The organism is Sphingobium sufflavum, from assembly GCF_021403115.1.
In the GTDB taxonomy this organism is placed as follows: domain Bacteria; phylum Pseudomonadota; class Alphaproteobacteria; order Sphingomonadales; family Sphingomonadaceae; genus Sphingobium; species Sphingobium sufflavum.
This window is the reverse complement of sequence record NZ_JAJSSH010000021.1, coordinates 21520-37855: the sequence shown is the minus strand read 5'-3', so window position 1 is coordinate 37855 and position 16336 is coordinate 21520. Positions and strand designations below refer to the sequence as shown.

The window sequence follows — 16336 nt, the reverse complement described above, 5'->3', positions numbered from 1 at the left end:
CCAACAATAGGGAAAGCGTAACGATCGGCAATATGCGACCTTAGAATCACTGTCCGGGCGCGTCACCCGATGACGGCGAGGCCGGTGCAGGAGCCGGGGTCGGCGTGACGCCCGGCGGCGTGGCGGATGCGGCAGGCGCGGGCGCGCTGCGCGTTTCCGTCCGGGCCGGCGTTGCGGGACGCGAGGATGGCTGGGGCCGTGCGGCCGGCTGCGGTCGTGCGGACTGGCCGACAGTCTGGCCCGCTCCCGTCGCGGGACGCGCGGTCGTGGCGGCGGCTGGCGCACGCGCCGCCTGCCCCTGCACCGCACCGGGCTGCGCCGGTCGTGCCTGTCCCGTCTGCGGCGCGGTGGCGGCGGTGGGCTGCCCCGTCGCCGGAGCCGTCGTCGCTGGCACCGCTGCGGGCGTCGCCGCCGGAGCCACGCCACGCGCCAGCAGCGCCGCCGCGCTGATCGGCACGTCCGAAATCGTCCGCTCCGCCGTGCCCAGCGGCGGGATCGCCCGTCCGCCGACCGTCACGGCCAGCGCATCGGGCCGCCCCGTCAGGATCATCGGATTATTCGCATCGGCGGGCACCGTGAAGCTCTCGCCCTTGGTCAGCGTCTTGATGAGCAGCGACTTGCCATCCGCGTCATAGATACGCAGCCACACATCCTCCACGGCGGTCAGCACGACCGGCCCGGTGGTGACCGGCTGCGGCGCGGGCTGCGCCTGCGGCACGCCGCGCGGTGCGACCACGGGCGCTTCCGTCAGCGCCTCCTCGCCCGGCGGCGTGTTGATCTGCATGCGCCACAGGCCATAGCCGCTGACCAGCATCAGGCCCGCGATCGCCGCTACCCAGGCCAGGCTGCGCGGGGGTACGCGCGCGGGATCGGTCGGCTCGTCGATCTGATAGGCGTCGGCGGCGGAAAAATCGCCCGCCGTGTCGATTTCCTCCCGGACCTTGGCGACCAGCGCCTTTTCATCCAGCCCGACGGCACGCGCATAGGCCCGTGCGAAACCCGCACAATAAGTGATGCCCGGCAATGCCGCGAAGTCGCCCCGCTCCAGGGCTTCCAGATGGCGCAGCGGCACCCGCGTCCGCGCCGCCACCTCCTCCAGTGGCAGGCCCGCGGCCTCTCGCGCAGCGCGCATCTGCGCGCTTGCGGTCACAGTCGCCACGGCTTCGTGCGGCTGCCCCTCCGTTTCGCTGTCCATGATTTTATCCAAGATTTCCGCAATGCGAGCCCGTGCGTCTTGTCACACCAGCGTCGCCATGATGTCAACGAGGTTAAGGGCCGTTCACGCCTCGACGCCAACGGCCGATCCGATAGGGCGCCGGTTCAGCCGACTTCCACGCCCTTGTCCGCCGCCCATTGCAGCAGCGCGGGCCGCACGGTGCGGACGCCGCTTGTCAGCAGCCCCTGCATCTCCGTCTCCAGCGGCGCCAGTTCCAGCGAGCGGATCATCGACTTGACCGGACCGATCGCCGCCGGGGTGATCGACAGGCGGCGGAAACCGAGGCCGAGCAGCGCCATCGCGTCGATGGTGCGGCCACCCATCTCCCCGCACACGCCCACCGGCACCTTATGCTCGCGGCAGGCCAGCACGATACGGTTGAGGAAGCGCATGATCGCGATGCTCAGCCAGTCATAGCGTTCGGACAGCTTCGGATGCGCCCGGTCGGCGGCGAACAGGAATTGCGTCAGGTCGTTCGTGCCGATGGACAGGAAGTCGAGCATCGGCAGCAACTGGTCCAGCACCTCCGCCAGCGCGGGCACCTCCAGCATCGCGCCATATTTGATGGCGTTGGGCTGCTTGTGCTTCTGCGCGACCAGCAGGTCGCGCTGCTCGTCGAAGATCTTGCGCGCCAGCTCCATCTCCCAAGGTTCGGAGATGAGCGGGAACATGACGTTCAGCGTCTTGCCCGCCGCCGCGTCGAGCAGCGCGCGCGCCTGCACCTTCATCAACCCGTCGCGTTCCAGCGCCAGCCGCAACCCGCGCCAGCCCATAGCGGGGTTCTCCTCGCCATCGCTGTCCTCGCTGCGCAGATAGGGCAGCGCCTTGTCGCCGCCGATGTCGACGGTGCGGAAAATCACCGGCTTGTTGCCCGCCGCGTCCAGCACGTCGCGGTACAATCGCTGCTGCCGCTCGCGCTGTGGCAGGGTGGCGGAGACCAGAAACTGGAACTCCGTGCGGAACAGGCCGATGCCGTCCGCGCCGGTCACGTCGATGGCGGCCACATCGTCGCGCAGCCCCGCGTTGACCATCAGCTCGATCCGCACGCCGTCACGCGTCACCGCCGGCAGGTCGCGCATTGCGGCATAAGCGGCGCGCTTCTTCTGCGTCAGGGAGAGCTTGGCGTCGAACGCCTCGTCCATTGGGGCGGAGGGGCGGACGACCACCCGATTTTCCGTCACATCCATCAGGATCAGGTCGCCGTCATTCACCTGATGCCGGACATCGCGCATCCGGCCCATCACCGGAATGCCCATGGCGCGCGCGACGATGATGACATGGGCGGTGGGCGACCCCTCCTCCAGGATCACGCCCTTCAGCCGCCGCCGGTCATATTCCAGCAGTTCCGCCGGGCCGAGGTTCCGCGCGATCAGGATCGTGTCCTGTCGCAGCCCCATCGACGCCGCCGTGCCCAGCTGGCCCGACACGATGCGCAGCAACCGGTTCGCCAGATCCTCCAGATCGTGCATGCGATCGCGCAGCAACGGGTCGTCGATCTGCCGCATCCGCATGCGGGTGCGCTGCTGCACCCGCTCAATGGCCGCTTCGGCGGTCAGGCCGCTGTCGATCGCCTCATTGATGCGCCGCGCCCAGCCCTCGTCATAGGCAAACATCTTGTAGGTCTCCAGAACCTCCTTATGCTCGCCATCGACGCCGAATTCGGCGGAGCCGGTCATCCGCTCAATCTGTTCGCGCATCTTGGAGAAGGCGCTGATAACCCGCTGACGTTCCTCCTCAATATCCTCCGCGACGGTATGCTCGATCACGACGCGCGGCTGGTGGAACACCGCATGGCCCCGCGCCATGCCCATGACGAGTTGCAGGCCCTGCACCACGCCCGTGCCGGTATCCAGCCGCCGCTCCTCGCCGGGGTTCAGGTCGATCAGCCCCGCATTGGCGATCAGTTCGGCCAGCACCATGGCGACCGTCTGCAACGCCTCGATCTCCACCTCCTGATAGGGACGCGGCTCGACATGCTGCACGGCCAGAACGCCCACGGCCTTCTCCCGCCGCACGATAGGCACGCCCGCGAAACTGTGGAACAGTTCCTCGCCCGTTTCGGGACGATAGGCATAGTCCGGGTGGGCCGCCGCCTCGTCCAGGTTCAGCGTTTCGACATTCTGCGCGATGGTGCCGACCAGGCCCTCGCCCAGCGCCAGCTTGGTGACATGGACGGCTTCCTGCTTCAGGCCCTGCGTCGCGAACAGTTCCAGCAATCCCTCGCGCAGCAGGTAGATGGAGCAGACTTCGCTGGTCAGCTCCTCGCCGATGATTTCGACGACCTTGTTCAGCTTTGCCTGCGCGTTGGTACGGGCGGCCATAACATCATGGAGACGTTGCAGAATTTTACGTGCTGAGGCAACGGCGGACAGGGCATTCAAAGGGGGTACGGATGCGTTCATGTCGCGATGCTAACAGAAATATAAGAGGTCCGCTATAAGAGTGCGCCTTCGACATAATCAGGCAAAAAACGGTCGTCGAACGGGTTGATAAGGGCACAAGGGAAAGCTATCGGCACACGCCATCGGGTCGATGCAACCTCCCGATCAGGCGGAGAGTCTTTCGCCCAAGCGTTGCCTTTATGAACCTTCCTCGCGAAGGCCGAAGGAACACGCATGCGCTTATCGACGCCCCCTCGCCCGCTGGCCGCTTTGTTGCTGGCATCCGCCCTGCTGGCCCTGCCCGCAGCCGCCGGTGCCAAGGCGGGCGACACCCCTACCCTGCAATCCGCCATCGGCAACCCCGGCGATTTCACGATCAGCGGCGCGACCCGGCTGCGTTATGAGGCGCTGGGCGGTCAGGCGCGCGCCGGGTTCGGCGAGTCAGAGGATCTGGTCAGCCTGCGCACCGTCATCACCGCCGAATATCGCACCGGCAATGTGAAGATCGGCGGGGAATTGTGGGACAGCCGCGTCTCCGGCATCCAGGCGGGCAGCGTCGTCACCGCCAATGAGGTGAACACCTTCGAACTGGTGCAGGCCCATGTCACCGTCGCCCTGCCCAACCTGTTCGGCAAGGGCAGCAAGACCAGTGTGCAGATGGGCCGCATGATGCTGAACATCGGCGCGCGCCGCCTGATCGCGGCGGACGATTATCGCAACACCACCAACGGCTACACCGGCATCCGCGCCGATACGAAGCTGGCCAATGGCCTCGCCGCGACCGTCCTCTACGTCCTGCCCCAAAGCCGCCTGCCGGAGGATCTGGCGTCCTTCCGGCGCGGCAAGGTGCAGATGGACAGGGAGAATTTCGACACCCAGCTCTGGGGCGCCTTCCTGTCCCGGCAGAAACTGGTCGGCCGGGCCATGGGAGAGGTCGCCTATGTCGGCTTTGCGGAGAAGGACGCGCCAGGCCGCCCCTCGCGCGACCGCCGCCTGTCCTCCGTCAGCGCGCGGCTGATGTCCGACCCCGTCCCCGGCAAATGGGATTATGAGGTGGAGGGTATCCACCAGTTCGGCACCGCCAGCGGCGGCACCGCCCTGACCGCCGCCCGGTCCGATGTGTCCGCATGGTTCGTCCACGCCGATGTCGGCTACATCTTTCCCGGCAGCCTGAAGGCGCGCGTCTCGCTCGAATATGATTATGCCAGCGGCGACGGTCCCGGCGGCAAGATGGGCCGCTTCGACACCCTATATGGCATGCGCCGGGCGGACTTCGTGCCGTCGGGCATTTATGCCGCCATCGGTCGCACCAACATCAGCACGCCCGGCGTCCGTTTCGAGGCCGCGCCCGGCAAGCGGCTGGACGGCATGGCCAGCTATCACCCCATGTGGCTGGCCAACCGCTTCGACAGCTTTTCCACCACGGGGGTGCGCGATGCGACGGGCGCGGCGGGCAATTTCGCCGGGCACAGCTTCGACGGGCGCATCCGCTGGTGGGCGATCCCCAAGGCCCTGCGCGCGGAGGTCAACGCCTCCTATATCGCAAAGGGCCGTTTCCTGAAGGACGCCCCCAACGCCCCCCGCACCGGCGACACCCGCTATATCGCGATTGCCCTGACCGCGAGCTATTGAATGAAAAAGGGGAGAGGTTCGCCCTCTCCCCTTTCATACCTCTGTCTGGATGCGCCTGACTTATTTCATCCGCGCCAGGGCCGCCGCCGCTTGCTCCAGCAGCGTGCCGATGATCGCCGTGACCGGCTCCTCGCTCGTCACCATGCCGACCGACTGGCCCGCCATCAGCGATCCATTCTCGACATCGCCGTCGATCACCGCACGGCGCAGCGCGCCCGCCCAATAATGCTCGATCTCCAGCTGGGCCTGCCCCATGTCGACCTTGCCATCGTCCAGCATCTGCGCGACTTCGCGCTGCTTGGCGGTGAACGCCTCGGTGCCTGTGTTCTTCAGCGCGCGCACCGGGATCACCGGCAGGCGCGCATCGACCTGAACGCTGGACACCGCATCACGGGCGTTGGCGCGCAGGAACGCCTTCTTGAACGCCGGATGCGCGATGCTCTCCGTCGCGCAGACGAAGCGCGTGCCCAGCTGCACGCCCGCCGCCCCCATCTCCAGAAAGCTCGCGATCATCTCGCCCCGGCCGATGCCGCCCGCGACGAAGATCGGCAGTTCGTCGGCCAGCGTGGGCAGGATTTCCTGCGCCAGCACATTGGTGGCGACCGGGCCGATATGGCCGCCCGCCTCCATACCCTCGATCACCAGCGCATCCACGCCCGACCGGTGCAGCTTCTTGGCCAGCGACAGAGCGGGCGCGAAGCAGATGACCTTTGCGCCCGACGCCTTGATCGCCTCGATGCTGCCCTTGGGCGGCAGGCCGCCCGCCAGCACGACATGGCCGACCTCATGCCGCGTGCAGACCTCGATCAGGTCGAACAGCTGCGGATGCATGGTGATGAGGTTCACGCCGAACGGCTTTTGCGTGAGGAGCTTGGTGCCCGCAATCTCCGCATCCAGCAATTCGGGCGTCATCGCGCCGCACGCGATCACACCGAATCCGCCCGCATTGCTGATCGCCGCGACCAGATTGCGTTCGGAGACCCAGCTCATCGCGCCGCACAGGATCGCATGGTCGCAACCGAGGAAGGCCGCGCCACGCGCTTCCAGTTCGCGCAGGCGCGCACGGCCACTCAGGGGCAATACGCTCACGCTGGTGGCTGATCCGCGTCGAGGCCGTAGGTCGTGTGGAGAACGCGCACGGCCAGTTCCGTCTCATCCTCGTCGATCAGGACGGACACCTTGATCTCGCTGGTCGCGACCGCCTGGATATTGATGCCGCGCTCGCCCAGCGTCTGGAACATCATCGCCGCGACGCCCGCATGGCTCTTCATGCCGACGCCCACGACGCTGACCTTCGCGACCTTTGAGTCGGAGATCAGGCTGGTGTAGCCGATCGCGTCCTTGCGGCTGGCGAGGATGTCGAGCGACCGGGCAAGGTCCGCGCCGGGCACGGTGAAGGTCACGTCCGTCTCCGCGCCTTCATGGCCGACATTCTGGATAATCATGTCGACATTGATGCTGGCGTCGGCGAGCGGGCCGAAGATGTTGGCGATGGCGCCCGGCTTGTCCGGCACGCGGGTGACGATGATCTTCGCCTCATTCTTGTCATGGGCGATGCCGGTGATAAGCTGGCGTTCCACGTTCGCATCCTTGTTGAGTTTGGCCTCGATTTCCTCTTCGCTGACGATGAGGGTGCCGGGCAATTCATCCTGTGTCGGGTCGTCGAAACTGCTGAGCACCTGCACCCGCACCTTTTCCTTCATCGCCAAAGCAACGGAGCGGGTCTGGAGAACCTTCGATCCTACCGATGCGAGTTCGAGCATTTCCTCGTACGTCACCAGGTCCAGTTTCCGGGCGCGCGCAACGATGCGCGGGTCGGTGGTGTAGACGCCGTTCACATCGGTATAGATGTCGCAGCGATCCGCCTTCACCGCCGCCGCAACCGCGACCGCCGACGTATCGGAACCGCCACGGCCCAGCGTGGAGACACGGCCATCCGCCATCTGCCCCTGAAAACCGGGGATGACCGCGACCTGTCCCGCCTTCATCGCCGCGTCCAGAGCGGTCGTGTCGATGCTCTCGACACGCGCCTTCGCATGCGCTTCCACCGTGCGAATGGGCATCTGCCAGCCGAGCCAGCTGCGCGCATCCACGCCCATCGCCTTCAACGTCATGGCGAGGAGGCCGCTGGTGATCTGTTCACCGGCCGCCACCACCACGTCATATTCCGCGGGGTCATAGAGGGGGCTTGCGTCCTCGCAGAAGGCGACCAGCCGGTTCGTCTCGCCCGCCATGGCGGACACGACGACAGCGACCTCATTGCCCTGCTCGACAACATGTTTGACGCGGGCTGCGACGTTGCGGATGCGATCCATCCCCGCCATCGACGTTCCGCCGAACTTCATTACGATCCGCGCCATGGCTTTGCCGTTTGCTTTCCCGCAGATTGGGTTAAAGGAGCGAGGCACGGATGGCGCATGCCGTCCGTCCCCCAACAGGCGCCCCCTTTAGTCAGCAGGATCGGCCATGGCAAGCAACGCGGACAAGTCGACGATCAGGCCGGATGAGGTCGCGCATTTCTCCACCCTGTCGGCGGACTGGTGGAACCCCCGCGGCAGCAGCGCGATGCTGCACAAGCTCAACCCCGTGCGCCTCGCCTATATCCGGGAACGGGTGGATGCGCACTGGTCGCTCGACCATCATAACATACGCCCACTGGCGGGCCGACGCGCGCTGGACGTGGGCTGCGGCGCGGGCCTGCTGTGCGAACCGCTCGCCCGGCTGGGCGCGGCGGTGACGGGCATCGACGCGACCCCCGCCAACATCACCGTGGCCAGCGCCCATGCGGACAAGGGCCGTCTCCCCATCGACTATCGCACGGGCAGCGTGGAGACGATGACCGACGCCCCTTATGACCTCGTCACCTGCATGGAGGTGGTCGAGCATGTGGAGGATCCGGCGCTGTTCATCGGCCATCTCGCCCGGCTGGTGGCGCCCGGCGGCCTGCTGATCCTCTCCACCCCCAACCGCACGCCGCTGTCGCGCCTGACGATGATCACCATCGGCGAGGGTCTGAACCTGGTGCCGCGCGGCACGCACGACTGGCACCGCTTCCTGACGCCGGACGAGATGGAGGCGCATCTCACCGCATCGTCGATGCAGGTCATCGACCGCGAAGGCATCGCTTTCCGCCCGGATCGCGGCTTCCAGCGCAGCCCGGACATGGGAATCAACTATCTGATGACCGCCGTGCCTCTGGCCTAGGGTCACGGCGCCACCGGGAGCCATTTCGGTCCCGATCGGTTAGCAAGGCGAACGAGCCATCACCAGAGTGGCCATAGAGGTCCAGTTTTTTTGAGGAGCGCGCATGGCGTCGCCCACCACCCAGACCATCACCAACGAGGCCGCACGCGCCGAACAGCAGTTCGACCTGTCGATGCAATCGCCCCAGCAGGCGGTGATCGACATCGGCGGATGGCTCGGCACGCACTGGCTGAACATCACCATCGCGGTCGGCGCCGCCGTCCTCATCTATTTCGCGCTCAACCTCGCGCGCCGTACCGGGCGCCGGCTGGGGCAGCAAAGCCCGCACTCGCTCGGCATTGTCGCGGGCCGCGCCATCGCGCGCACCTCCCACCTTTTCCTGATGCTCGTCGCGGCGCGGATGGTGATGGGCTATGCCAACCCGCCCGAATGGCTCAGCGGCACCATCCGCATCCTCTTCACCATCGTCGCCACCTTCCAGGTCGCGCTGTGGGCGCGGGAGATCATCCTTGGCCTGATCCAGCGCAACGCCGCCCCGGAAACCGGCAATGACACGCTCAGCAACGCGATGGGCATCATCCGCCTCCTGGTGACGGTGGGGCTGTTCGCCATCGCGGCCATCGTGGTGCTCGATAATCTGGGCGTGAACGTCACCGGCCTTGTCGCGGGCCTCGGCATCGGCGGCATCGCCATCGGCCTCGCGGCGCAGGGCATCTTCTCGGACCTGTTCGCTGCCCTCTCCATCATCTTCGATAAGCCGTTCCGTCAGGGGGAGGTCATCACCTATGACCAGACCACCGCGCGGGTGGAACGCATCGGCCTGAAATCGACCCGCCTGCGCGCCATGAGCGGCGAGCGCAAGATCATCTCCAACGCGCAGCTCCTGCAAAAAGAGATCACCAGCCTCCAGACGCTGGAGCGCCGCCGCATCAAGTTCGCGCTCGGCATCATCTACCAGACACCCACCGATGTCGCCGAAACCATCCCCGCCATGCTGAAGCAGGTGGTGGAGGGCGAAGGCCAGGTCTTCATCCATGCGGGCATGATCGGCTTCGGCGCCAGCTCGCTGGACTATGAGCTGGAACTGGACGTGCCCGATCCCGACACGGCGGATTATTTCATGACCCGGCACCGCGTCGCGCTCGCCATCCTCAAACGCTTCAATGCGGAGGGGATAGAGTTCGCTTATCCCACCCAGACCAGCTTCACCGCCGCGCCCGATGGCCGGATGGTCCTGCCCTATGACGACCGCGACGACGCCCGGCACAATCACCGCCTCGGCGATGCGGCGCAGGCTGGCGTCGACCGCAAAAGCCCCTAGGCTCTCTGTCCATCGACTCCGGCGCACGACAGGAAATGGCGGCGACGGGACAAGATGGGAGGATGAGCGATAGCATGACCGGGCCGCCCGCCGGAACGGCACTCTTACCCCCACAGGCTCCCGGGCCGCAGCAGGCCCTGCTCGGCCACCAGCGCGCCCTCACGATCCTCCGCCAACAACAGCGCACCGTCGAGGTCCACCCAGCGCACATCCTGCGCCGCCAGAAAGGCGGGCGCTATGCCCAGCGACGTGCCCAGCATGCACCCGACCATGATCACCTGCCCGCGCACCCGCGCGCCTTCGGCCAGCCGCAGCGCCTCGGTCAGGCCGCCCGCCTTGTCCAGCTTGATGTTGATCGCCTGATACATGCCCAGCCGGTCGAGGTCCGCCGCCGTCTGGCAGCTTTCGTCGGCGCAAAAGGGGATCGGCGACACGACATCATAGAGTCTCTCATCCTGCCCGCGCGGCACCGGTTGCTCGACCAGTTCGACGCCCAGCGCCGCCAGCGCCGCCGCTTCCGCCGCAATGTCCAGGTCGCCCCAGCTCTCATTGGCGTCGACGATCAGGCGCACGTCCGGCGCGCCCCGCCGCACCGCCCCGACACGGGCCAGGTCACCCTCCCCGGTCAGCTTGCATTTCAACAGGCCATAGCCCGCCGCCGCCGCGCGCAGGGCCGCCGCTTCCATGACATCCGGTTCGCCCAGACTGATGGTGAAAGCCGTCGCCATGGCCACCGGCTCGGCCAGCCCCGCCAGCGCCCAGACCGGCTGCCCGCCCGCCTGCGCCTCCAGCTCCCACAGCGCGCAATCCAGCGCGTTGCGTGCCGCGCCCGCCGTCATACCGGCGTTGACCGACGCCCGGTCGAACGGTCCGCGCGCGGCAAAGGCGCGGATCGCCTCCGCGCAGCCCTCGGCATCCTCGCCTTTATAATAGATGGGCGTGCCCTCGCCCCGTCCCCGGTGCAGGCCATCGCCCACGATGCAGGTCACGACGTCCACATGGGTCTTCGCGCCCCGGCTGATGACAAAGCTGCCCGCCACCGGCCACCGTTCGACGCCCACCGCAATCAATTCCGCCATGAGCCGCCTGTCATTCCCCGCACATCACACCCCGGCCGACCAGCGTTCAGCCGTCGTTCCGGGCAATCCACTGTTCCAGCACCGGCGCGATCTGGTTGCGCCATTTGCTGCCGTTGAAGATGCCATAATGGCCGACATTGGGGGCCATATAATATTGCTTCTTCTCATCGGGCAGGTTGGTGGCGATGGTCAACGCGGCCTTCGTCTGGCCCAGCCCCGAAATATCGTCCTTCTCGCCCTCGATCGCCAGCAGGGCGACATCGGTGATCGCACCGGGATCGACGCGGACGCCGTGATGCAGCAGTTCGCCCTTGGGCAGGCTGTGCTTCTGGAACACCTCTTCCACCGTCCGCAGGTAGAATTCCGCCGTCATGTCGCAGACAGACCGATATTCTTCATAGAATTTCTTGGTCGAATCCGCGCTTTCATCGTCGCCTTCGACCAGATGCTTGAACATCCCCCAATGGCTCATCAGGTGGTTGCCCAAGTTCATCGACATGAACCCCGCCAGTTGCAGGAAACCCGGATAGACCTGCCGCCCCGCGCCCGGATAGTTGAACGGCACCGTCGCCACGACATTCTGCTTGAACCAGCTCAGCGGCCGCTCCATCGCCAGTTCGTTGACCGCCGTGGGCGCTTCGCGCGTGTCGATGGGACCGCCCATCATGGTCAGGCTGCGCGGCAGATTGGGGTCTTTCGCCGCCGACATCACGCACAGCGCAGCATAGCTGGGCACCGACGGCTGGCAGACGGCCAGCATGTGCGCGCCGGGACCGATATGCGCCAGCCACTCGATCAGATAGTCGACATAGTCGTCCAGTGTGAACGTCCCCTCCGACAGCGGCACGTTACGCGCGTCGCGCCAGTCGGTGATATAGACGTCATGGCCCGGCAACATGCGCGCGACCGTGCCGCGCAGCAGGGTGGCGAAATGGCCGGACATCGGCGCCACGATCAGCAGCCGTGGCTGCCCCTCCGGCGCGCCCTCCCGCACGAAATGCCTGAGCTGGCCAAAGGATTTGCGCGCCTCGATCTCCTCCGTCACCGCCACCGTCCGCCCGTCGATCTCCACCGTGTCGAGGCCGAATTCGGGCTTGCCGCGCGGAGCGGAAGCATGGGCGAACACATCCAGAGCGGACGCCAGCACCGGCCCACCGCCGAAATAGGCGAACGGATTGGCCGGGTTTTGCAGGAATTCGGCCCCCGCCGTCGCCATCGCGCTGGCGCTGGCGAGAAAGCTGCGCTGAAGTTCATAGGCATTATAGAGCATGAAGCGACCCTCTGGCGTACCGCCGCCCCGTCCCCCCGCTGATCGGGCGAACGGTGCAGGCGACTATCCTGTATATGGAAAAGCTTTCGATTTGCGATATAGACCAAAGCATAGGACAGGATAGGCTGGCGGAAGGGAAAGTTCCCTCCCGCACCTGCGGGACAAGCCGCACCGATCCCGCCGTCCGACAGCCGGAGACGATCATGCTCCCCCTCCCAAATCTTGTTTTACAGCAAGCCCGGCCCTGACTAAAGCCCCGCAATGGCCCGACGTCCACAAAACAGACAAATTGCCCAAAGCCCGACCGCAACGCCGGAGGATGACGGGCGCAAGCGCAGCCTGGGCGACCTCGGCCTCATCTGGGGCTTTGCGCGCCGCTACCCCTGGGTGATCGCGGGGGCGTCCGTGGCGCTCATCCTCACCTCCGCCTCCACGCTGGCGATACCCAGCGGCTTTCGCCTCGTCATCGACCGGGGTTTCGCGGCGGGCGGGGCGACGGCGGACATCGCCCACTGGTTCCGCTACCTGCTCGGCATCGTCGCGCTGCTCGCCATCGCCACGGCGGCCCGATTCTATTGCGTGTCCTGGCTGGGCGAGCGGGTCGTGGCCGACATGCGGGTCGCGGTGCAGGCCCGGCTGCTGCGCCTCTCGCCCAGCTTCTTCGAGGTCAACCGCCCGTCGGAAATCGCCTCGCGCATGACCAGCGACACCGCGATCATCGAACAGGTGGTGGGATCGACCGTCTCCGTCGCGCTGCGCAACGCCTTCACCGGCGTCGGCGGCATCATCTATCTCTTCACCCTCGCGCCGCGCCTGACCGCGATGCTTCTCCTCGCCATACCCGCGATCCTGATCCCCCTCATCCTCATCGGGCGGCGGTTGCGCACCCTCGCCCGCGCCAGCCAGGACCGCATGGCCGGCATCGGCAGCATGACGACGGAAGTGCTGGGCGCGATGAAGATCGTGCAGGCGTTCGGGCAGGAAGCGCGGGAAAAGGAGCGTTTTTCCAACGCAGTAGAGGATGGCTTTCGCACTGCGCGCCATCGCATCCTGGTCCGTGCGGGCCTGACCGCGCTGGTCATCGGCCTCATCTTCGGCGCGCTCGTCCTGCTGATGTGGCAGGGCGCGCTGGACGTGGCGAGCGGCCGGATGACCGGCGGCAGCATCGCCGCCTTCGTCGTCACCGGCGGACTGGTCGCGGGCGCGTTCGGCTCGCTCAGCGAGACCTATGGCGACCTGCTCCGCGCCGCGGGCGCCGCCAGCCGCATGACCGAATTGCTGGGTGAGGAACCGGGCATCACCGCCCCTACAGACCCCGTGCCGGTTCCCGCCGATGCGCCCGCCAGCCTGCATTTCGACGGCGTGACCTTCCACTATCCCACCCGGCGAGACACCGCCGCGCTGGCGGATTTCACCCTGCACGTCCGTCCCGGCGAGACGGTCGCTCTGGTCGGTCCGTCCGGTGCGGGCAAGTCCACCGTGCTGCAACTCGCCTCGCGCTTCTATGATCCCGATGCGGGCAGCGTGGCCTTCAACGCCATCCCCCTGCCCGCGATGGACCCGGTCGCGGTCCGCAACCATATGGCCCTCGTCCCGCAGGAGACGGTGATCTTCGCCGCCTCCGCCCGCGACAATCTGCGCTATGGCCGCTGGGACGCCGACGACGATGCGCTCTGGACCGCCGCCCGCGCCGCCCATGCGGAGGATTTCCTGCGCGCCCTGCCGGACGGCCTCGACACCTATCTGGGCGAAGGCGGCGCGCGCCTCTCCGGCGGCCAGCGCCAGCGGATAGCCATAGCCCGCGCCCTGCTGCGCGATGCGCCTTTGTTGTTACTGGACGAGGCGACATCCGCGCTGGACGCGGAATCGGAACATGCCATCCAGACCGCCCTTGCCGAACTGATGGGATCGCGCACCACCATCGTCATCGCCCACCGCCTCGCCACCGTGCGCGCGGCGAACCGGATCGTGGTGATGGACGGCGGCCGCATCGTGGAGACCGGCACCCACGCGGAACTGTCGGCCCGATCCGGCCTGTACGCCCGTCTCGCCAGCCTGCAATTCACCACGGCCGATTGATGCTTTGATCTCTCCTGCTCGAGGGCAAGGGCAGGAGGTCGGCCGGGGCGTTGCGGGGCAAGCGCACCCGCGTGCCCAATGCGTCCCGTGCGGCCTCACTGCGCGCGTGAAGTGCGGCGCAGTGTTCCATAACCACTCCAACCTGCGCCTTCAGCATCACCTGCTCCGAATGACGCTGCATCGAAGTCACCAGACTTCACCCCCGTGCGGCAGGGTCGGACATACGCAGGATATAATCGAGGATAGCGGCGGGCAGCGGCGTCGCAAAGGCGCAGCCCGCCGCCCCCTCCCGCGCCCACATCACCGTCGCCGGGCGCCCTTCGAAACCGGGGAACATGATGCGGATCGCCATGCCCGGCAGCAACGTGCCCGCGCCGCGCAGGCCGCAACCGACGCGGGACATATCGGTGACGCTGCTGGCATGCCAGACCGCATCCTCCTCTTGCCGACCCGCGACCTGCGCCCCGTTGAGCCCCACGGGCCGGGGGCAGCTCAGGTACACGCCGACCAGCACCGCCTGCCGCGCCAGCAGTCGCGAACTATGATGCAGGCTCCCCGACGCCAGAGGAGCGGACTGATGGGACGTCCGGGTCATTCTCTCCCCTTACAGCAGCGGCCTTAGCCAGCCCTTAACGGCGGGCGCGCGCCCTCCCTACTCCAAATGCCCCGGCCAAAAGTCGACACCGCCGAGAGTCCCGACCCCACCGCCTTCGCGAAGCGGACAACATCCGACGATTTTCGGGTTACCAAGCAGCTCACCACCGGGGCATCACTCCACGCACCGACTGACGAAGAGCAGATGGGGGACGGGGGGCAGACAGGCCGACGGTCCCTGCTCAATAGGCTGTCGCACCACGCCCTCCCGGCATTGCCCTCACGCCCCGCACCGCTTCCCTGCATCCACCCCCCTGCCCCCCCGCTATCTATCCTTCACTCCGCGAGCCAACCAGCCCTCTCCTCCCCGCCAGCCGCCACCTTCAGGGTAACGCATACCGCAAACGACAGGCCCAGAGGGCAGGGCTGTCAGACTGGCGACCATCCGACCCTCACGATTCCTCTCGCCCCGTATTCCATCGGACCGGAACCCGATGCCCCCGACATAAAAGCTGCATCCATCCTCCCCCACGCACCAAAAAAAAGGGGCCACGAAGGCCCCTTTTCCCGAAATCATCCTGACGGACAGCGGCGCGTCCTGCGCCCGTCCGATTCAGAAATTGCCGTACCGCTCGTTGCCGACAAAGCCCATCTTCGTTACGCCGCTGCGCTTGATGATGGCGAGCACATTGTCGATCACCAGATAGCGGGTCTGCGAGTCCGGTTCGAACTGCAATTCCGGCTCCGGCGTCATGCGCTTCGTCTGGTCCAGATACTGGCGCAACTGCACCGGCGAAATGGGCGTGCCGTTCCAGAGGATCGTGCCGGCCGCATCCGTGGTCAGCTTGTTCTTCACCGGATCGACCACGACATTGTCCACCGGGGGCGTATTGGTCGGCAGGTCGATCTTCACCGCATGGGTCTGCGGCGGGATCGTGATGATGAACATGATGAGGAGCACGAGCATGACGTCGATCAACGGCGTCACGTTCAGGTCCAGCATCGGTTCGCCGTCGTCGCTGCCTCCACTCATTGCCATGGCAATAGTCTCCTAAATCTTAGAGGCGCTGAACGCGGATCTGACCCGCTTCAGGCTGCGAAATGAAGCCGACCTTCGGATAACCGGCAAGCTGCATCGTGAAGATGGTGCCGCCGATGCACCGGTAGGGCGTGTCGATGTCGCCGCGGATATGCACTTCCGGAAGATCTTCCGGGTTCATATTCTCGACGCCGCCGACCTTCTCGATGTCGGCCTTCAGCTTGGCGACGGCGCGGTCGAGCAGTTCCTTGGAATCGACGCGAGTCATATTCCAGTACACCGCACAGCTACCATCACCGGCCTTCGTCACCGAAAGGGAGACATTCTCCGGCTTGGTCGTGGTCACTTCGAACGCCACGTTCGGCAGCTTCACCTCAACCGTCTGGATCACGACCGGGACCGCGATCAGAAAGATGATGAGGAGGACCAGCATGACGTCCACGAGGGGGGTCGCGTTGATTTCCGACAAAGGCTTGTCGTCGCCCGATCCCGTACTAATTGCCATCGATCAATTTCCTATC

13 protein-coding genes are annotated in these 16336 nt (G+C 66.3%); 4 read left to right on the top strand and 9 right to left on the bottom strand.

The features are described 5' to 3' along the window. Window positions 1-46: 46 nt before the first annotated feature. Window positions 47-1195 (bottom strand): helix-turn-helix domain-containing protein, encoded by a 1149-nt coding sequence (locus LWE61_RS19725; RefSeq protein WP_234152358.1) that lies wholly within the window; start codon window positions 1193-1195, stop codon window positions 47-49. A 125-nt stretch (window positions 1196-1320) separates the two neighbouring features. After that, a complete protein-coding gene (ptsP, locus tag LWE61_RS19720) occupies window positions 1321-3537 on the bottom strand; it encodes a phosphoenolpyruvate--protein phosphotransferase (RefSeq protein WP_234152357.1) in 2217 nt (738 codons plus the stop codon). Window positions 3538-3831: 294 nt separating this feature from the next. Between ptsP and LWE61_RS19715 the strand changes: the two genes are divergently transcribed. Beyond that, window positions 3832-5229 carry an alginate export family protein gene (locus LWE61_RS19715; protein WP_234152356.1) on the top strand — a complete coding sequence of 466 codons (1398 nt, stop codon included), beginning with the start codon at window positions 3832-3834 and terminating at the stop codon, window positions 5227-5229. 60 nt (window positions 5230-5289) lie between these two features. On the opposite strand, the gene LWE61_RS19710 is transcribed toward LWE61_RS19715, so the two are convergent. Together LWE61_RS19710 and LWE61_RS19705 are read right to left on the bottom strand one after the other, a co-directional pair. Next, window positions 5290-6303, bottom strand: a complete 1014-nt coding sequence (locus LWE61_RS19710) for an NAD(P)H-dependent flavin oxidoreductase (protein WP_234152372.1) — start codon at window positions 6301-6303, stop codon at window positions 5290-5292. An 11-nt stretch (window positions 6304-6314) separates the two neighbouring features. Further along, window positions 6315-7589: an aspartate kinase gene (locus LWE61_RS19705; protein WP_234152355.1), complete on the bottom strand. Its 1275-nt coding sequence runs from the start codon at window positions 7587-7589 to the stop codon at window positions 6315-6317. 106 nt (window positions 7590-7695) lie between these two features. On the opposite strand from LWE61_RS19705, the gene ubiG reads away from it, so the two are divergent. Further along, window positions 7696-8433, top strand: a complete 738-nt coding sequence (ubiG, locus tag LWE61_RS19700) for a bifunctional 2-polyprenyl-6-hydroxyphenol methylase/3-demethylubiquinol 3-O-methyltransferase UbiG (protein ID WP_234152354.1) — start codon at window positions 7696-7698, stop codon at window positions 8431-8433. Window positions 8434-8605: 172 nt separating this feature from the next. Beyond that, window positions 8606-9754 (top strand): mechanosensitive ion channel family protein, encoded by a 1149-nt coding sequence (locus tag LWE61_RS19695; protein WP_234152371.1) that lies wholly within the window; start codon window positions 8606-8608, stop codon window positions 9752-9754. Between the two features lie 104 nt (window positions 9755-9858). Here LWE61_RS19695 and LWE61_RS19690 read toward each other — a convergent pair whose 3' ends face one another. Beyond that, on the bottom strand, window positions 9859-10833 hold the full coding sequence (locus LWE61_RS19690; RefSeq protein ID WP_234152353.1) for a dipeptide epimerase: 975 nt from the start codon (window positions 10831-10833) through the stop codon (window positions 9859-9861). Between the two features lie 46 nt (window positions 10834-10879). Next, window positions 10880-12103, bottom strand: coding sequence for a polyhydroxyalkanoate depolymerase (locus LWE61_RS19685; RefSeq protein WP_234152352.1), 1224 nt, complete (start codon window positions 12101-12103; stop codon window positions 10880-10882). Between the two features lie 261 nt (window positions 12104-12364). Between LWE61_RS19685 and LWE61_RS19680 the strand changes: the two genes are divergently transcribed. Continuing rightward, window positions 12365-14182 carry an ABC transporter transmembrane domain-containing protein gene (locus tag LWE61_RS19680; protein WP_234152351.1) on the top strand — a complete coding sequence of 606 codons (1818 nt, stop codon included), beginning with the start codon at window positions 12365-12367 and terminating at the stop codon, window positions 14180-14182. A gap of 196 nt (window positions 14183-14378) precedes the next feature. On the opposite strand, the gene LWE61_RS19675 is transcribed toward LWE61_RS19680, so the two are convergent. The 3 genes from LWE61_RS19675 to LWE61_RS19665 all read right to left on the bottom strand — a co-directional run bounded on the left by LWE61_RS19675 (window position 14379) and on the right by LWE61_RS19665 (window position 16320). Further along, a complete protein-coding gene (locus tag LWE61_RS19675; protein WP_234152350.1) occupies window positions 14379-14777 on the bottom strand; it encodes a PilZ domain-containing protein in 399 nt (132 codons plus the stop codon). Window positions 14778-15389: 612 nt separating this feature from the next. Next, window positions 15390-15815: an ExbD/TolR family protein gene (locus LWE61_RS19670; RefSeq protein WP_234152349.1), complete on the bottom strand. Its 426-nt coding sequence runs from the start codon at window positions 15813-15815 to the stop codon at window positions 15390-15392. Between the two features lie 19 nt (window positions 15816-15834). Next, the gene (locus LWE61_RS19665; RefSeq protein ID WP_234152348.1) at window positions 15835-16320 is read right to left on the bottom strand and encodes an ExbD/TolR family protein; all 486 of its coding nucleotides are present in this window, start codon (window positions 16318-16320) and stop codon (window positions 15835-15837) included. Window positions 16321-16336 lie beyond the last annotated feature (16 nt).